The sequence below is a fragment of the Enterobacter sp. 302C9 genome, from assembly GCF_034106085.1.
Taxonomy (GTDB): Bacteria; Pseudomonadota; Gammaproteobacteria; order Enterobacterales; family Enterobacteriaceae; genus Enterobacter; species Enterobacter asburiae_B.
The window spans coordinates 15,637-33,987 of sequence record NZ_JAWNBW010000015.1 but is presented as its reverse complement, the minus strand read 5'-3'; the positions used below and the strand labels follow the sequence as shown (position 1 = coordinate 33,987).

Here is an 18,351-nt window from a genome sequence, read left to right as displayed (position 1 = left end):
TCAACCGTAGCGGCCAGTAATATAATCTTCGGTTTGTTTCTTCGCGGGCCTGGTGAACAGCGCGTCCGTATCGCTGAACTCAATCAACTCGCCCAGGTACATAAACGCCGTGTGATCGGAACAACGCGCAGCCTGCTGCATGTTATGGGTCACGATAACCACGGTGTAATCCTGCTTCAGCTCGGTGATCAGCTCTTCAATACGGCCGGTTGAGATCGGGTCCAGAGCTGAACATGGCTCATCCAGCAGCAACACTTCCGGGCGAATAGCAATACCGCGCGCAATGCACAGACGCTGCTGCTGACCACCGGAGAGAGAGTAACCGCTCTGGTGTAACTTATCTTTGGTTTCGTTCCATAATGCGGCCTTGGTCAAAGCCCACTGCACGCGCTCGTCCATATCGGCACGGGAGAGTTTTTCAAACAGACGCACGCCAAACGCGATGTTGTCGTAAATGGACATCGGGAACGGCGTTGGTTTCTGGAACACCATCCCCACTTTGGCGCGCAGCAGGGCGATATCCTGAGCCTGGGTCAGAATGTTTTCACCGTCCAGGATGATTTCACCCTCAGCGCGCTGCTCCGGATAGAGCGAATACATTTTGTTAAAGGTGCGCAGCAGCGTGGATTTCCCACAGCCGGACGGACCAATAAATGCCGTGACCTGGTTCTTCGCGATATCCAGGTTGATGTTCTTCAGGGCATGGAATTTGCCGTAGTAGAAGTTCAAATCACGAACCTGAATCTTACCCGGGGCAGTATCAACCATACTCATTGACTCATTTCCTCATTCGGCGCCGCGAGCTGCCGCGCCGTAAAAAATTAACCGTGTTTCTTCTTCGCGAAAATGACGCGCGCCAGAATGTTCAGCAACAGTACGCAAAGGGTAATGATCAGCACTCCGGCCCAGGCCAGCTGCTGCCATTCCGCGAATGGGCTCATCGCAAATTTAAAGATCGTCACCGGCAGGTTGGCGATCGGCTGCATCATGTCCGTGCTCCAGAACTGGTTGGAGAGAGACGTAAACAGCAGCGGCGCCGTTTCACCCGCGATACGCGCAACCGCCAGCAGGATACCGGTCATGATCCCGGAAACAGACGCCTTCAGCGTAATTGCAGAGATCATCTTCCATTTCGGCGTACCCAGCGCATAGGCCGCTTCGCGCAGGCTGTCCGGCACCAGTTTCAGCATGTTCTCGGTGGTACGAATAACAATCGGCACCTGCAGCAGCGCCAGGGCAATCACACCCGCCCAGCCGGAGAAGTGTTCCATCTGCGCCACCACCACGGTGTAAACAAACAGACCCACAACGATAGAAGGTGCAGACAGCAGAATGTCGTTGATGAAGCGAATGACTTCGGCCAGCCAGGATTTACGCCCGTATTCTGCCAGGTAGATGCCCGCCATGATGCCCAGCGGCGTGCCGAAGACCGTCGCCCAGAGGATCAGCAAGCCGCTGCCCGCCAGAGCATTCGCCAGGCCACCACCCGCCGTGTTCGGCGGCGGCGTCATTTCGGTGAAAAGCGACAGTGACATCCCGTCAATCCCGCGAACGACCGTCGAGAAGAGGATCCAGACCAGCCAGAACAGGCCGAACGCCATTGTCGCCATAGAGAGCGACAGGGCAATACGGTTTTTCATGCGGCGTCTGGCCTGCATTTTGCGGCGGGATTCCGCCAGTTCAGCGGTAGCTTGCATTTCGAGAGTTGCCATTAGCGTGCCCCCTCATTTTTAGCGAGGCGCATAATCATCAGCTTGGAAATCGCCAGAACAATGAAGGTGATAACGAACAGAATCAGACCCAGCTCCATCAGCGCCGCCACGTGCAGCCCGGATTCCGCTTCCGCAAATTCATTCGCCAGCGCCGAGGTAATACTGTTACCCGGCATGTAGAGCGACGCGCTGTCGAGCTGGTAGGTGTTACCGATGATAAAGGTGACCGCCATGGTTTCACCCAGTGCACGACCTAAGCCCAGCATCACGCCCCCGATCACCCCATTTTTGGTGAACGGAAGGACAATGCGCCAGATAACTTCCCAGGTGGTGCAGCCGATACCGTAGGCCGACTCTTTCATCATCACCGGCGTTTGTTCGAAGACATCGCGCATAACCGCCGCAATGTAAGGAATAATCATGATGGCGAGGATCACACCTGCCGCCAGAATGCCGATACCGAAAGCCGGGCCAGAGAAAAGGGCCCCCACAAACGGAATGGCGGAAAGCACGTTACCGACCGGTTCCTGGAAATACGTGGCGAACAGCGGAGCAAAGATGAACAAGCCCCACATGCCGTAAACGATACTTGGAATGGCCGCCAGCAGTTCGATGGCAATACCCAGCGGGCGTCGCAGCCAGCCCGGCGCCAGCTCCGTCAGGAACAGGGCAATACCAAAGCTCACCGGAACCGCAATCAGCAGGGCGATGAACGAGGTCACCAGCGTGCCGTAAATCGGTACCAGGGCACCGTAGATATCGTTCGGCGCGTCCCACTCTTTGGTCCACAGGAAGGAAAAACCGAATTTCTGGATGCTCGGCCATGAGGAGAAAATCAGAGACACGATAATGCCGCCCAGCAGCAATAGCACAATCAGCGCAGCCAGTTTCACCAGCGCGCTGAAAATCATGTCACCTTTTTTACCCGGAGGGTTAAATGCAGGCTTGGTTGCAGCCATAAATTACTCTTCTGTTTGAGACGTTTTTACGAATATGCCCGGTAGCGCTGACGCTTACCGGGCCTACAGCTTAAACCGTAGGGCGGGTAAGCGCAGCGCCACCCGCCATCTTCGTTAAATATATCCTGTTAGTACAGCGCTTTACCGCTGCTGTCTTTCACGTTGGTTTTCCATGCAGCGCGAATCTGCTCAACCACGTTGTCCGGCAGGGTGGCGTAATCCAGGGCGTTAGCCTGTTTGCCGCCGTTTTTGTACGCCCAGTCGAAGAACTTCAGCACTTCGGCGCCCTGCTCAGGTTTCTTCTGCTCTTTGTGAACCAGGATGAAGGTGGTAGAGGTGATTGGCCATGCACCTTCGCCTTTCTGGTTAGTCAGATCCTGCGCGAAGGATTTGCTCCAGTCAGCGCCTTTCGCCGCGTTAGCAAAGTTCTCTTCGGTCGGGCTAACCGGTTTGCCGTCGGCTGAAACCAGTTTGGTGTAGGACAGGTTGTTCTGCTTAGCGTACGCATACTCTACGTAACCAATTGAGCCAGGCAGACGCTGTACGAACGCGGCGATACCGTCGTTACCCTTACCGCCCAGACCGGTTGGCCAGTTAACGGTAGAGCCGGAGCCGACTTTAGATTTCCACTCTTCGTTCACTTTTGCCAGGTAGCTGGTGAACACGAAAGAGGTACCGGAACCATCCGCGCGGCGAACCACGGCGATGTTCTGAGAAGGCAGCTTCAGGCCTGGGTTGAGTTTAGCGATCGCTTCGTCATCCCATTTTTTGATTTTGCCCAGGTAGATGTCACCCAGCGTTTTGCCGTCCAGCACCAGCTCACCCGACTTCACGCCCGGCAGGTTGATGGCCAGAACCACACCGCCGATCACGGTAGGGAACTGGAACAGGCCTTCCTGAGCCAGCTTGTCATCAGACAGCGGAGCGTCTGATGCGCCGAAATCAACAGTGTTCGCGGTAATTTGTTTAACGCCACCGGAGGAGCCGATACCCTGATAGTTAACCTTGTTACCGGTTTCTTTCTGGTAGGTATCCGCCCATTTGGCATACACCGGCGCAGGGAAGGTTGCACCAGCGCCAGTCAGGCTTGCTTCTGCAAATACAGAGAACGCGCTCAGAGATAAGGTCGCGGCGACAACAGTTGCGACAGTGGTACGCATAACTTTCATAATGTCTCCTGCAAGATTTTCGTAAATCGTTGTTTAGTGGCTACGATGAGCAAAATAGGACAAACAGGTGACAGATAAATGTACGAATTATGACAGTTTTATGACAACGTAAATTTCACTTAAAAACCAGCAAAAGAAAGCTTATTTTTCATCGTGTTAGCCGCTTTTATGACAAGACGTTTTCTGAAATATTTTCTTTATGTGACACTGAAAAAAGTAGCTGAAGATGACAAATTGTCATTATTAAAAACGAGAAAGGATTGATTAAAAACAAGCCGGGCAGGATAAAAAAGCTCCACCCGAAGGTGGAGCCTGAAGGGATTATTCTACGGTAACCGATTTCGCCAGGTTACGCGGCTGGTCAACGTCGGTGCCTTTGATCAGCGCAACGTGATAGGCCAGCAGCTGCAGCGGAACGGTGTAGAAGATTGGTGCAATCACCTCTTCCACATGCGGCATCTCGATGATATGCATGTTGTCGTTGCTGACAAAACCGGCATCTTTGTCGGCGAAGACGTACAGAACGCCGCCGCGGGCGCGCACTTCTTCGATATTAGACTTCAGTTTTTCCAGCAGTTCGTTGTTTGGTGCCACAACGATGACCGGCATATCCGCGTCAATCAGCGCCAGCGGGCCGTGCTTCAGCTCGCCAGCCGCATAGGCTTCAGCGTGAATGTAGGAGATCTCTTTCAGCTTCAGCGCGCCTTCCAGCGCAATCGGATACTGATCGCCACGACCCAGGAACAGGGCGTGATGTTTGTCAGAGAAATCTTCCGCCAGCGCTTCAATGCGTTTGTCCTGAGACAGCATCTGCTCAATACGGCTCGGCAGCGCCTGCAGGCCGTGAACGATGTCGTGCTCAACGGACGCATCTTCACCTTTCAGACGCGCCAGCTTCGCCACCAGCATCAGCAGAACGGTCAGCTGAGTGGTAAACGCTTTGGTGGAGGCCACACCGATTTCTGTGCCCGCTTTGGTCATCAGCGCCAGATCGGACTCACGCACCAGCGATGAGCCAGGAACGTTACAGATAGCCAGCGAGCCCAGGTAACCCAGCTCTTTAGACAGACGCAGCGCTGCCAGCGTATCCGCCGTTTCGCCGGACTGGGAAAGGGTGATCATCAGGCTGTTGCGACGCACCGCGGATTTGCGATAGCGGAATTCAGACGCGATTTCCACATCGCACGGCACGCCCGCCAGGGATTCAAACCAGTAGCGAGAAACCATACCGGAGTTGTAAGAGGTGCCGCAGGCCACGATCTGAATATGCTCGACCTTGCCAAGCAGTTCGTTCGCGTTTGCGCCCAGCTCGCTCAGATCCACTTCACCGTGGCTGATGCGCCCGGTCAGCGTATTTTTGATGGCGTTTGGCTGCTCGTAAATCTCTTTCTGCATGTAGTGACGGTAAGCGCCTTTGTCGCCCGCGTCGTACTGCAGATTCGATTCGATCTCCTGACGTTTCACCTGCTCGCCTTTGGTATCGAAGACGGTCACGCTGCGACGGGTCACTTCCGCGATATCACCCTCTTCGAGGAAGATAAAGCGACGAGTGACCGGCAGGAGCGCCAGCTGGTCAGAAGCGATGAAGTTTTCGCCCATGCCCAGACCGATAACCATCGGGCTACCGGAACGCGCGGCCAGCAATGTGGACGGATCGCGGGAATCCATGATCACCGTACCGTACGCACCGCGCAGCTGAGGGATAGCACGCAGCACCGCATCACGCAGTGTACCGCCCTGCTCCAGCTCCCAGTGCACCAGGTGAGCAATCACTTCGGTGTCAGTTTCAGAGACGAAGGTGTAGCCGCGCGCTTTCAGTTCTTCGCGCAGCGGTTCGTGGTTTTCGATAATGCCGTTGTGCACGACCACGATGTGTTCAGACACATGCGGGTGCGCGTTACCTTCAGACGGTTCGCCGTGCGTCGCCCAGCGGGTGTGCGCAATACCGGTACCACCGTGCAGCGGATGTTCTTCCGCGGCCTGGGCCAGCATCTGCACTTTACCGAGACGACGCAGACGGGTCATATGACCTTCTGCATCGACGACAGCCAGACCGGCAGAGTCGTAACCACGGTATTCCAGACGACGTAAACCTTCGAGAAGGATTTCAGCAATATCACGCTGCGCAACTGCGCCAACAATTCCACACATAATTTTAGATTCCGAATTTAGGCATTATGCCTGCGTTGTCGCTGACCTGTATTTTCCCTGCGTCTTTCACGCTGCGGCTGCGTTGGCTTCTCGTACTCGCCACGGTCACTTACTTAAGTAAGCTCCCATGGACTCATACGCTTGCCGCCTTGCCACAACGCGAAATCCTTTGGGTAACGCCCTTTCCGGGCACCCCGAGCCTTGTAGAGAGTGGGGTTATTTTTATGGGTACTGCTCGTGGGGGGAGGATTATATTATCCCCTCACCCCGGCCCTCTCCCCAAAGGGGCGAGGGAGAAAAACACCGCACCGAACGATCCCCTCTCCCCTATGGGGAGAGGGTTAGGGTGAGGGGTAAATCCGTTACTTTTTCTTCACCGGGCGTTTCCAGCCCTGCTTGCTGACCTGCGGCACGCGGCTTAACACCAGCTCGTTCTCGGCCACATCGCGCGTAACGGTTGTTCCGGCGGCGATAGTCACTCCGTTACCCACGGTAACAGGCGCCACCAGCTGCGTATCGGAGCCAACGAACACGTCGTCACCGATGATGGTTTTAAACTTATTCGCACCGTCATAGTTACAGGTAATAGTCCCTGCACCAATATTCACGTTATTGCCAATTTCCGCGTCGCCCAGATAGGTCAGATGACCGGCTTTCGAGCCTTTACCCAGACGCGCTTTTTTCATTTCCACGAAGTTACCCACGTGAGCGCCTTCCAGCAGCTCAGCGCCCGGGCGCAGACGCGCAAACGGGCCGATGGTACAGGCCGCATCCAGACGAGCATCTTCTACCACGCTGTACGGGCTGATTTCGCAGTCGTCGCCGATGACGCTGTTTTTAATCACGCAGCCGGCGCCAATTTTGACGCGATTGCCCAGCGTGACGTGACCTTCGAGGATAACGTTCGTATCAATTTCAACGTCACGACCGTGAGATAACGAACCACGCAGATCGAAACGCGCCGGATCGCGCAGCATCACGCCCGCCAGCAGCAGTTTTTCGGCCTGCTCGGACTGATAAACGCGCTCCAGGCGGGAAAGCTGAAGACGGTTATTCACCCCTTCGGTTTCGCTGATGCGCGCCGGATGAACCGCCGCAATCTCACGTCCTTCCTGGTACGCCATCGCAATGATGTCGGTGATGTAGAATTCACCCTGTGCGTTGTTGTTGTTGAGCTGAGACAGCCAGCGCTTCATGTCCGCGCCACTGGCAATCAGAATACCGGTGTTGATCTCCTGAATCTGGCGCTGTTCGTCGCTGGCATCTTTATGCTCAACAATACCCGTGACGTTGCCGTTTTCACGGGTGATGCGGCCATAACCGCTTGGATCGTCCAGCACGACGGTCAACAAACCGATACCGCCCTGCGGTTTGGCTTCACGCAGGCGAGTCAGGGTTTCAACGGAGATCAGCGGGACATCGCCGTAGAGCATCAAAATGTCTTCGTCATCCGCAAAGAAAGGCGCAGCCTGCTGCATCGCATGGCCTGTGCCCAGCTGTTCGGCCTGAAGCACCCAGTTGAGCTTGTCATCGCTCAGCGTCTTTTTAAGCAGATCGCCGCCGTGGCCGTAGACCAGGTGGACCTGACCGGCACCCAGTTCGTTCGCTGCATCAATGACATGCTGCACCATTGGCTTTCCTGCAAGCGTGTGGAGCACCTTAGGCAGATCGGAATACATGCGGGTCCCTTTGCCAGCGGCAAGGATCACCACGCTCATCGCACTGTTTGACATACGCATCCTGACGGTAGTTTGAGTGTGAAGTAAAAACGTTTGATGCTTAAAATTCTACATCTTTTTCATCATGAATTAAGGCCGAAAAAAAAAGCCAGCCTGGTATCCAGACTGGCTTTTGTGCTTTTCAAGCCGGTGTTACATCGCTTTTTTGGTCAACTCGATAACGCGCAGTTTCGCGATCGCTTTGGCCAGCTCCGCAGACGCCTGAGCGTAATCCACGTCACCATGAGAGCTGCTAATGTGCTCTTCAGCCTTACGCTTCGATTCCAGGGCTCGCGCTTCGTCGAGATCCTGTCCACGGATAGCGGTATCGGCCAGAACGGTCACACTGCCAGGCTGCACTTCAAGAATGCCGCCGGAGAGATAGATAAACTCTTCGTGACCGAACTGTTTAACGATGCGGATCATACCAGGCTTAATGGCGGTGAGCAGCGGTGCGTGACCCGGGAAAATACCCAGTTCACCTTCACTACCCGTTACCTGGATTTTCTCGACCAGACCAGAGAACATTTGTTGCTCTGCGCTGACGACGTCCAGGTGGTAAGTCATTGCCATATCACCCTCCGATTAAGGCGTTAAAGTTTTTTGGCTTTTTCCACGGCTTCGTCGATGGAACCAACCATGTAGAACGCCTGCTCCGGCAGGTGATCGTATTCGCCTTCCATGATGCCTTTAAAGCCACGGATGGTGTCTTTCAGGGAAACGTATTTACCCGGAGAACCGGTGAATACTTCCGCAACGAAGAACGGCTGGGACAGGAAGCGCTGGATCTTACGCGCACGTGCTACCACCAGTTTGTCTTCTTCAGACAGTTCATCCATACCCAGGATGGCGATGATGTCTTTCAGTTCCTGGTAACGCTGCAGCAGGGACTGTACGCCACGCGCGGTGTCGTAGTGTTCCTGACCAACAACCAGTGGATCCAGCTGACGGCTGGTGGAGTCCAGCGGGTCAACGGCCGGGTAGATACCCAGAGACGCGATCTGACGGCTCAGTACCACGGTTGCATCTAAGTGCGCAAAGGTGGTTGCTGGAGATGGGTCAGTCAAGTCATCCGCAGGTACGTATACCGCCTGAACGGAGGTGATAGAACCGGTTTTGGTAGAGGTGATACGTTCCTGAAGAACACCCATCTCTTCCGCCAGCGTAGGCTGATAACCTACCGCTGAAGGCATACGACCCAGCAGTGCAGATACTTCCGTACCGGCCAGGGTGTAACGGTAGATGTTATCAACGAACAGCAGAACGTCACGGCCTTCGTCACGGAATTTCTCAGCCATCGTCAGACCGGTCAGCGCAACGCGCAGACGGTTTCCAGGTGGCTCGTTCATCTGGCCGTAAACCAGGGATACTTTGTCCAGAACGTTGGAGTCGGTCATTTCGTGGTAGAAGTCGTTACCCTCACGAGTACGTTCACCTACGCCCGCAAACACGGAGTAACCGGAGTGCTCGATCGCGATGTTACGGATCAGCTCCATCATGTTTACGGTTTTACCAACACCCGCACCACCGAACAGACCGACTTTACCGCCCTTCGCGAACGGACACATCAGGTCGATAACTTTGATACCGGTTTCCAGCAGTTCCTGAGAGCTTGACAGCTCTTCGTAGGAAGGTGCTGCGCGGTGGATAGCCCAACGCTCTTCTTCACCGATGTCGCCTTTCATGTCGATTGGCTGACCCAATACGTTCATGATACGACCCAGTGTTGCTTTACCTACCGGGACTTCGATCGGGTGCTCAAGGTCTTTTACTTCCAGACCACGACGCAGACCGTCGGAAGAACCCATAGCGATGGTACGCACGATACCGCCGCCGAGCTGCTGCTGAACTTCCAGCACCAGGCTCTCGTTACCATTCTGTACCTCAAGCGCGTCGTACACGCGTGGTACGGCGTCCTGAGGGAACTCGACGTCCACCACGGCGCCGATTACCTGGACAATCTTTCCAGTAGCCATCTTGAATCCTCTACGTAATTCGTAAACCTGGTTAAACCGCGGCGGCCCCCGAGACGATCTCGGTGAGTTCCTGAGTAATGCTGGCCTGACGAGCTTTGTTGTAAACCAACTGCAGCTCTTTAATCAGGCTGCCGCCATTATCGGTCGCGGCTTTCATCGCCACCATTCGTGCGGCCTGCTCGCTGGCCAGGTTTTCTACAACGCCCTGATAAACCTGAGATTCAACGTAACGACGCAGCAGGGTATCCAGCAGCGGTTTCGGATCGGGTTCATACAGGTAATCCCAGGCTTTTTGCTTCAGCTCGTCATCTTCTGATGCCGGTAACGGCAGCATCTGAGTGAGCGTTGGAACCTGAGACATGGTGTTAATGAATTTGTTGCTGACAACGTACAGTCTGTCCAGACGGCCTTCATCATAGGCCTGCAACATCACTTTAACCGGGCCGATCAGTTCGGACAGGGACGGGTTATCACCCATACCGGTCACCTGAGCGACAATGTTGCCACCAACGGAGTTAAAGAAAGAGACGCCTTTAGAGCCGATCATTGCGATATCGCACTGAACGCCTTTTTCAGACCATGCTTTCATATCCGCCAGCAGTTTTTTGAACAGGTTAATGTTCAAGCCGCCACACAGACCACGGTCGGTCGACACCACCAGGTAGCCCACGCGCTTAACGTCGCGTTCTTCCAGGTAAGGGTGCTTATATTCCAGATTACCGTTTGCAAGGTGACCAATCACTTTGCGCATGGTTTCTGCATAAGGACGGCTGGCCGCCATGCGATCCTGCGATTTACGCATTTTGGAAGCGGCGACCATCTCCATCGCTTTAGTGATCTTTTGCGTGTTCTGGACGCTTGCGATCTTACTACGTATCTCTTTTGCGCCGGCCATGAGCTTCTCCTCAATGCCAGGCGGCTTGTCCTGAGACAAGCCGCCGGACGATTACCAGGATTGGGTTGCTTTGAAGGAATCGAGGATAGCTTTCAGCTTGCCTTCGATTTCGTCGTTATAGCCACCGGTCTGGTTGATCTCTTGCATCAGCGGAGCGTGATCACGGTCGACGTAAGCCAGCAGAGCGGCTTCGAAGCTACCGATTTTCGCCAGTTCCACATCTTCGAGGTAACCGCGTTCAGCCGCGAACAGTACCAGGCCCTGCTGAGCAACAGACATTGGTGCGTACTGTTTCTGCTTCAGCAGCTCGGTCACTTTCTGACCGTGGCTCAGCTGTTTACGGGTTGCTTCGTCCAGATCGGATGCGAACTGAGAGAACGCAGCCAGTTCACGATACTGTGCCAGCGCGGTACGGATACCACCGGACAGTTTCTTGATGATCTTGGTCTGAGCAGCACCACCAACACGGGATACGGAGATACCCGGGTTAACCGCCGGACGAATACCGGAGTTAAACAGGTTGGTTTCCAGGAAGATCTGACCATCGGTAATGGAGATTACGTTGGTCGGAACGAACGCAGAAACGTCACCCGCCTGGGTTTCAATGATCGGCAGAGCGGTCAGAGAGCCCGTTTTACCCTTCACTTCACCTTTGGTGAAGTTCTCGACGTATTCCGCGTTAACGCGGGAAGCACGCTCCAGCAGACGAGAGTGGAGGTAGAATACGTCGCCAGGGAACGCTTCACGTCCAGGTGGACGACGGAGCAGCAGGGAAACCTGACGATAAGCAACAGCCTGTTTAGACAGGTCATCGTATACGATCAGTGCATCTTCACCGCGGTCACGGAAATATTCGCCCATTGCGCAACCGGCATATGGCGCCAGGTATTGCAGTGCAGCAGATTCAGACGCAGTTGCTACCACAACGATGGTGTTAGACAGTGCGCCGTGCTCTTCCAGTTTACGAACCACGTTAGAAATGGTGGACGCTTTCTGGCCGATGGCCACGTACACACATTTGATGCCGGAGTCACGCTGGTTGATGATGGCGTCGATAGCCATCGCGGTTTTACCGGTCTGACGGTCACCGATGATCAGTTCACGCTGACCACGACCGATTGGGATCATGGCATCAACGGACTTATAACCTGTCTGAACAGGCTGATCTACGGACTGACGGTCGATAACGCCTGGTGCGATAACTTCGATTGGGGAGAAGCCATCGTGCTCAACCGGACCTTTACCGTCGATTGGCGCACCCAGGGTGTTAACAACGCGACCCAGCAGGCCACGGCCAACCGGCACTTCCAGAATACGGCCAGTACACTTAACCTTCATGCCTTCGGCGAGGTCAGCGTATGGACCCATCACAACTGCACCTACGGAGTCGCGCTCCAGGTTCAGTGCGATAGCGTAACGGTTACCCGGCAGGGAAATCATCTCACCCTGCATACAATCGGCCAGGCCGTGGATGCGGATAACACCGTCACTTACAGAAACAATAGTACCTTCGTTGTGAGCTTCACTCACAACACTGAACTGAGCAATGCGCTGCTTGATCAGTTCGCTGATTTCGGTGGAATTCAGTTGCATGCTCCAGTCCCCTTAAGACTGCAAGACGTCTGCAAGGCGTTCAAGACGGCCGCGTACGCTGCCATCAATGACCATATCACCCGAACGGATGATTACGCCTGCCATTACAGACTTATCGATTTTGCAATTCAGCTTAACTTTGCGTGACAGACGTTTTTCCATCGCGGCGGTGATTTTCGCAAGCTGTTCATTACTCAGTTCAGTCGCAGAAGTCACTTCGACTTCAGCGGTTGCTTCACTAAGGGCACGTAAGTGCTCAAACTGCTCGAGAACATCCGGGAGCACACGGAGACGACCATTTTCTGCCATCACCTTAATCAGGTTCTGGCCGTTGGCATCCAGTTGCTCTCCGCACACGGCGATAAACGACGCGGCGAGAGTTTCAGGTGCTAACGCACCGGAAAGCAACTCAGCCATTTGTTCGTTTTTCGTCACCTCAGCGGCAAACGCCAGCATATCCTGCCAGCGATCGACATTTTGGTGTTCGACAGCAAAGTCAAAAGCTGCTTTGGCGTAGGGGCGAGCTACCGTAACAAATTCAGACATCAGCCCCTCCCTCCTTACAGTTCAGCGACAAGTTTGTCCACGATGTCGCTGTTAGCAGCTTCATCCACGGAACGTTCGATGATCTTCTCGGCGCCAGCAACAGCCAGAATCGCAACCTGCTTACGCAGTTCTTCACGAGCACGTTTACGCTCAGCATCAATTTCTGCCTGAGCCTGTGTCACGATCTTAGTACGTTCCTGTTCTGCTTCAGCTTTGGCTTCGTCCAGGATCTGAGAACGGCGTTTGTTAGCCTGTTCAATGATTACCTGAGCTTCAGCTTTCGCTTTTTTCAGCTGGTCTGTCGCGTTGGCCTGTGCAAGGTCCAAATCTTTCTTAGCGCGTTCTGCGGAAGCCAGACCGTCAGCAATTTCTTTCTGACGTTTTTCGATGGCAGCCATTAAAGGCGGCCATACATACTTCATGCAGAACCAGACAAAGAGAATAAACGCGATGGCCTGGCCGAGGATTGTTGCGTTCATGTTCACAGCACAATACCTCTTTAATTTCTGTGGCTTAGGGTTTTAAAACTACTACTACGCGACAGCAAACATCACGTACAGACCCAGACCTACAGCGATCATTGGGATAGCATCCACCAGACCCATAACGATAAAGAACTGAGTACGCAGCAGAGGAATCAGATCAGGTTGACGCGCTGCGCCTTCCAGGAATTTGCCCCCGAGGATGCCGATACCGATCGCAGCACCGATAGCCGCCAGACCCATCATCACAGCGGCAGCCATGTACAGCAGATCCATATTCAGGTTTTCCATGACAGTCTCCAGTTTGTTTCAATTAAAACGTAGTAGTGTTGGTAAAAAATCAGTGCTCTTCAGACGCCATCGACAGATAGACGATCGTCAGAACCATGAAGATAAAGGCTTGCAGCGTAATGATCAGGATGTGGAAAATGGCCCATGGCACATTCAGAATCCACTGTGACCACCACGGCAGAAGACCCGCGATCAGAATGAAAATCAGCTCACCCGCATACATGTTGCCAAACAGTCGCAGACCCAGTGAAACAGGTTTGGACAGCAGGCTAACGCCTTCCAGGATCAGGTTGACCGGAATAAACGCCCAGTGGTTGAACGGCTGCAAGGTAAGCTCTTTCACAAAGCCGCTTACGCCTTTCATTTTGATGCTGTAGAAAAGAATCAGGATAAATACGCCCAGCGCCATCGACAGGGTGATGTTCACGTCCGCAGACGGTACAACACGCAGCGCAGGCAGGCCGAAGATGTGCTCGCCGATAAACGGCAGCAGATCGATTGGCAGCAGGTCCATCAGGTTCATCAGGAAGACCCAAACGAACACGGTCAGGGCCAGCGGAGCAATCAGCTTGCTCTTACCATGGTACATGTCTTTGACGCTGCCATGGACGAAGCCGATGATCATTTCGATGAAAGTCTGGAATTTCCCTGGTACACCGCTGGTCGCTCGTTTAGCAACACCGCGGAACATGGCCAGGAACAGAAGACCCAAAACCACCGAGAAGAACATGGAGTCGATGTTGATCGTCCAGAAGGTGGCCGGGGGGTTATGTGGATCCACCAGCGAGAATGTACGCAGGTCCAGCTGAAGGTTATTCAGATGGTGACCTATGTAATCCTGCGGCGTCATATTTTCTGAAGCCATGATGCCTTTTACCCTTTGTTATTGATTACAGCTGGAGCCAGAACTTGTACCACCAGCACCAAAACCCACGTTGCTATCAGCGGCATGAAGACCACTTTCAAAACCGCCAGCGCCATCACCAGTAGAGCAAAGGTCAGCAACACCTTACACACTTCGCCGAGGGCGAAGGACCAGGCCACGCGGCCTTTGGCAGGTGTATGCGCCTGATGACGCCAGGCAAAAATCATAAACAACACGTTTGGCAGCACAACCGCCAAACCCCCGCACACGGCGGAGATGCCCCAGAAGGGGTCTTTGAGGCTAAACAGCAGTCCACTTGCTATCACAGCCAGAAACTGAATGAACAGAAGCTTACGAGCAACGTTTCTACTCAAGAGCGACACAGACATCACGTTTTTACTCCTGCTCCCTTCGAGGTATGCCGCGTGTCGTATAAAACGTCCTTTAAGGCTCAGAGTCAAGCATCAAAAAGCGGTCAAATTATACGGTGCGCACCCGTGATTTCAAACATTAAGTAGCGAAAAGGTGAATAAATGTTTAAATATTTTTCCCCACCGCTATTTTTTAACTTTCGCTGAAAGCGTCAACCTTCGACCAAAACTGCAAACAGCGCGAAAACGTTGGCGATAAAGCGTGCACGAGATCACAAAACACACATTTGCGATAAGGTTGTATTTATCAAAGGCGCAAATCGCGCAAATTTATCTTTATGAAATTAAACGCAAAATGTCGTAACTATTTTCAAAACAGCCCAGTACACAATAAAAACGTTTTATTGACATTCTTAATAAATAATTAACATTGCGTTCTGGTTACTGCCTTCCACTTTTAGCAGACTTATATTTTCACAGATGACTATCTTCTCGGTGAATAAAAGTCGCCAGGTTAACCATAAGAAAAACCTTAGTGAAAAAGAGGTTAAAAGCCCGACGGTAAATCCTCTGTCTTTGTGCTGTTTTTTAACATGCGAAGAACAGCACAAATTCCACATTTTTTATTAATTTTTTAAAAATTGTTTGGCTTAATTATCACCAGATGACGCTCCCCATCGAGCTGAGGAATGTGTAATTTCTCGATGGATTCAACAGCAAAACCGTCCGGGAGCTGTTCAATTTCATCGCCTGGCAACTGCCCTTTCAGCGCATAAAAGCGGCCATTCTCTGCAGGCAAGTGCTTACACCAGCTCACCATGTCATTGAGTGAAGCAAACGCGCGGCTGATAACCCCGTCAAACGGCGGCTCTGCCGGGAACTCCTCTACCCTGCTCTGCACGGGCGTGATGTTTTCAAGCTTCAGCTCATGCTGTACCTGACGTAAAAAGCGCACGCGCTTGCCAAGGCTGTCCAGTAGCGTGAAGTGGCTCTCAGGGCGAACAATCGACAGCGGAACGCCCGGTAAACCCGGTCCCGTCCCCACGTCGATAAAACGCTCACCTTTCAGCCAGGGGGCAACCACGATGCTATCGAGAATATGGCGTACCAGCATCTCGTTGGGGTCACGTACTGAGGTCAGGTTGTACGCTTTGTTCCATTTGTTCAGCATATCGACATAGGCCACCAGCTGATTTTTCTGGTGATCGGTGAGCGAAATACCTGCCTGATCCAGCAGACGAGAGAGTTTGTTGAGCACGGTGAATACCTGTTGGAAAACTTAGATGGCGGGTGGCGCTTCGCTTACCCGCCCTACGGGTTCATCAGGCCCGGTAAGCGCAGCGCCACCGGACAATGTTCTGGCATTATGCGCTGCGGCGCAGCATGCCCTGCTTTTTCAGCCAGACCAGGAGAATGGAAATCGCCGCAGGCGTGACGCCGGAGATACGGGATGCCTGGCCGATCGATACCGGTTTGTGATCGTTCAGCTTGGCGATCACTTCGTTGGAAAGGCCCGTCACCTGGCGGTAGTCCAGCATTTCCGGCAGCAGCGTGTTTTCGTTACGCTGCTGTTTTTCGATCTCATCCTGCTGACGCGCGATGTAACCTTCGTACTTCACCTGGATCTCAACCTGCTCTGCCGCTTCAGCGTCTTCCAGGCCAGGCGCAAACGCGGTCAGTTTGACCAGATTCTCGTAGGTGACTTCAGGACGGCGCAGCAGATCTTCCCCGCTGGCTTCACGCGACAGCGGCGCTGTTAAGTGAGCGTTTACTTCGGCAGCGGTTTCCGCCTGCGGATTCACCCAGGTGGTTTTCAGGCGCTGACGTTCCTGTTCAATGCGCTCCAGCTTTTCGTTGAAGCGCGCCCAGCGCTCGTCATCGACAAGACCCAGCTCGCGGCCCATTTCGGTCAGGCGCAGGTCGGCGTTATCTTCACGCAGCATCAGGCGATATTCCGCGCGAGAGGTAAACATACGGTACGGCTCTTTGGTACCCAGCGTGCAGAGATCGTCAACCAGCACGCCCAGATACGCCTGAGAACGGCCTGGTGCCCAGCCCTCTTTCTCAGCGGAGAAGCGCGCGGCGTTCAGACCGGCAAGCAGGCCCTGTGCAGCCGCTTCTTCGTAGCCGGTAGTGCCGTTAATCTGCCCCGCGAAGAACAGACCGTGGATGAATTTGCTTTCCAGGGTTGGCTTCAGGTCGCGCGGATCGAAGAAATCGTACTCAATAGCGTAGCCGGGACGAACGATTTTCGCATTCTCCATCCCCTGCATTGAGCGAACAATTTGCATCTGTACATCGAACGGCAGGCTGGTGGAGATGCCGTTCGGGTAAATTTCGTTTGAGGTTAGTCCTTCCGGCTCCAGGAAGATCTGGTGCTGGTTACGATCGGCGAAGCGCATCACTTTATCTTCGATCGACGGACAGTAGCGTGGGCCGATCCCTTCGATCACGCCGGCATACATAGGGCTGCGATCGAGGTTATTGCGGATCACGTCATGGGTTTTCTCGTTGGTATGCGTGATGTAGCACGGTACCTGCTGAGGATGCTGTGCCGCATTGCCCATGAACGAGAAAACCGGCATGGGGTTATCACCGTGCTGTTGCGCCAGCACGCTGAAATCAATGGTGCGCGCATCAATACGCGGCGGAGTACCGGTTTTAAGGCGGCTGACGCGCAGCGGCAGTTCACGCAGACGGCGAGACAGTGGAATAGACGGCAGATCGCCGGCACGGCCACCGCTGTAGTTATCCAGACCGATATGAATTTTACCGTCCAGGAAGGTGCCCACGGTCAGCACCACGGCTTTCGCGCGGAATTTGAGGCCCATCTGGGTCACGGCGCCCACAACGCGATCGTTCTCAACGATAAGATCTTCAACCGCCTGCTGGAAGATCATCAGGTTCGGCTGGTTCTCCAGCGTGGTACGCACAGCCTGACGGTAAAGCACGCGGTCTGCCTGGGCACGGGTCGCACGCACAGCGGGACCTTTACTCGCGTTTAGTATCCTAAACTGGATGCCAGCATGATCGATCGCTTTCGCCATCAGGCCGCCAAGTGCATCCACTTCTTTTACCAGGTGTCCTTTCCCAATGCCGCCAATCGCCGGATTACAGGACATTTGTCCCAGCGTGTCGATATTGTGTGTCAAAAGCAGGGTCTGCTGACCCATACGCGCTGCGGCCATTGCGGCCTCAGTGCCTGCATGACCCCCGCCAATGATGATGACGTCAAAAGGATCCTGATAAAACATGGTGGTCTGCCTCGCGTAAAGCGGTATGAAAATGGATTGAAGCCCGGGCCGTGGATTCTACTCAACTTTAGTCTTTCGAGAAAGCATTGGGATCCTGGGCTATTAAAAAGAAGATCTTCTTATTTAGAGATCTGTTCTATTGTGATCTCTTATTAGGATCGCGAACCTGTGTGGATAAGTCCGATCTCACAAAGAAGATCATGCAGTTAGAAAGGATCGTTTGCTGTGAATGATCGGTGATCCTGGACAGTATAAGCTGGGATCAGATCGCGACTTTATGCACAGGTCAAAAACGATACAACAGTTGCTCTTTGGATAACTACGGGTTAATACGAGCTTTTAACCAGAGTTATCCACATCTGTTCGCGC

The 18,351-nt window shown here is 53.6% G+C and carries 17 protein-coding genes; all 17 read right to left on the bottom strand.

Features of this window, described 5'->3' with window-relative positions:
* Complete coding sequence (pstB, locus tag UR289_RS20080; protein WP_010426574.1) at positions 1-774, bottom strand: phosphate ABC transporter ATP-binding protein PstB; 774 nt, start codon at positions 772-774, stop codon at positions 1-3.
* A gap of 47 nt (positions 775-821) precedes the next feature.
* Positions 822-1,712, bottom strand: coding sequence for a phosphate ABC transporter permease PstA (gene pstA, locus UR289_RS20075; RefSeq protein ID WP_023309794.1), 891 nt, complete (start codon positions 1,710-1,712; stop codon positions 822-824).
* Entirely contained in the window at positions 1,712-2,671 is a 960-nt protein-coding gene (gene pstC / locus UR289_RS20070) for a phosphate ABC transporter permease PstC (RefSeq protein ID WP_023309793.1), read from the bottom strand. The genes pstA and pstC overlap by 1 nt, the downstream gene beginning before the upstream one ends.
* Positions 2,672-2,799: 128 nt before the next feature.
* Complete coding sequence (gene pstS / locus UR289_RS20065) at positions 2,800-3,840, bottom strand: phosphate ABC transporter substrate-binding protein PstS (RefSeq protein WP_008500186.1); 1,041 nt, start codon at positions 3,838-3,840, stop codon at positions 2,800-2,802.
* A gap of 321 nt (positions 3,841-4,161) precedes the next feature.
* Positions 4,162-5,991, bottom strand: coding sequence for a glutamine--fructose-6-phosphate transaminase (isomerizing) (gene glmS, locus UR289_RS20060; protein WP_023309792.1), 1,830 nt, complete (start codon positions 5,989-5,991; stop codon positions 4,162-4,164).
* 362 nt (positions 5,992-6,353) lie between these two features.
* On the bottom strand, positions 6,354-7,724 hold the full coding sequence (gene glmU, locus UR289_RS20055; RefSeq protein WP_033144363.1) for a bifunctional UDP-N-acetylglucosamine diphosphorylase/glucosamine-1-phosphate N-acetyltransferase GlmU: 1,371 nt from the start codon (positions 7,722-7,724) through the stop codon (positions 6,354-6,356).
* 138 nt (positions 7,725-7,862) lie between these two features.
* Entirely contained in the window at positions 7,863-8,282 is a 420-nt protein-coding gene (locus tag UR289_RS20050) for a F0F1 ATP synthase subunit epsilon (RefSeq protein ID WP_006177560.1), read from the bottom strand.
* 20 nt (positions 8,283-8,302) lie between these two features.
* Entirely contained in the window at positions 8,303-9,685 is a 1,383-nt protein-coding gene (gene atpD / locus UR289_RS20045) for a F0F1 ATP synthase subunit beta (RefSeq protein ID WP_006177559.1), read from the bottom strand.
* 31 nt (positions 9,686-9,716) lie between these two features.
* A complete protein-coding gene (gene atpG, locus UR289_RS20040) occupies positions 9,717-10,580 on the bottom strand; it encodes a F0F1 ATP synthase subunit gamma (RefSeq protein WP_008500191.1) in 864 nt (287 codons plus the stop codon).
* A 51-nt stretch (positions 10,581-10,631) separates the two neighbouring features.
* Positions 10,632-12,173 carry a F0F1 ATP synthase subunit alpha gene (gene atpA / locus UR289_RS20035; protein WP_006808751.1) on the bottom strand — a complete coding sequence of 514 codons (1,542 nt, stop codon included), beginning with the start codon at positions 12,171-12,173 and terminating at the stop codon, positions 10,632-10,634.
* A 12-nt stretch (positions 12,174-12,185) separates the two neighbouring features.
* Positions 12,186-12,719, bottom strand: a complete 534-nt coding sequence (atpH, locus tag UR289_RS20030; protein ID WP_023309790.1) for a F0F1 ATP synthase subunit delta — start codon at positions 12,717-12,719, stop codon at positions 12,186-12,188.
* Between the two features lie 14 nt (positions 12,720-12,733).
* On the bottom strand, positions 12,734-13,204 hold the full coding sequence (gene atpF, locus UR289_RS20025) for a F0F1 ATP synthase subunit B (RefSeq protein ID WP_014072436.1): 471 nt from the start codon (positions 13,202-13,204) through the stop codon (positions 12,734-12,736).
* 48 nt (positions 13,205-13,252) lie between these two features.
* Positions 13,253-13,492, bottom strand: coding sequence for a F0F1 ATP synthase subunit C (atpE, locus tag UR289_RS20020; protein WP_000429386.1), 240 nt, complete (start codon positions 13,490-13,492; stop codon positions 13,253-13,255).
* A gap of 49 nt (positions 13,493-13,541) precedes the next feature.
* Complete coding sequence (gene atpB, locus UR289_RS20015; protein WP_023309789.1) at positions 13,542-14,357, bottom strand: F0F1 ATP synthase subunit A; 816 nt, start codon at positions 14,355-14,357, stop codon at positions 13,542-13,544.
* An 8-nt stretch (positions 14,358-14,365) separates the two neighbouring features.
* Positions 14,366-14,746 (bottom strand): F0F1 ATP synthase subunit I, encoded by a 381-nt coding sequence (atpI, locus tag UR289_RS20010; RefSeq protein ID WP_008500194.1) that lies wholly within the window; start codon positions 14,744-14,746, stop codon positions 14,366-14,368.
* Between the two features lie 616 nt (positions 14,747-15,362).
* On the bottom strand, positions 15,363-15,986 hold the full coding sequence (rsmG, locus tag UR289_RS20005) for a 16S rRNA (guanine(527)-N(7))-methyltransferase RsmG (protein WP_023309787.1): 624 nt from the start codon (positions 15,984-15,986) through the stop codon (positions 15,363-15,365).
* 106 nt (positions 15,987-16,092) lie between these two features.
* Entirely contained in the window at positions 16,093-17,982 is a 1,890-nt protein-coding gene (mnmG, locus tag UR289_RS20000) for a tRNA uridine-5-carboxymethylaminomethyl(34) synthesis enzyme MnmG (RefSeq protein WP_320711403.1), read from the bottom strand.
* Between the last annotated feature and the right edge of the window lie 369 nt (positions 17,983-18,351).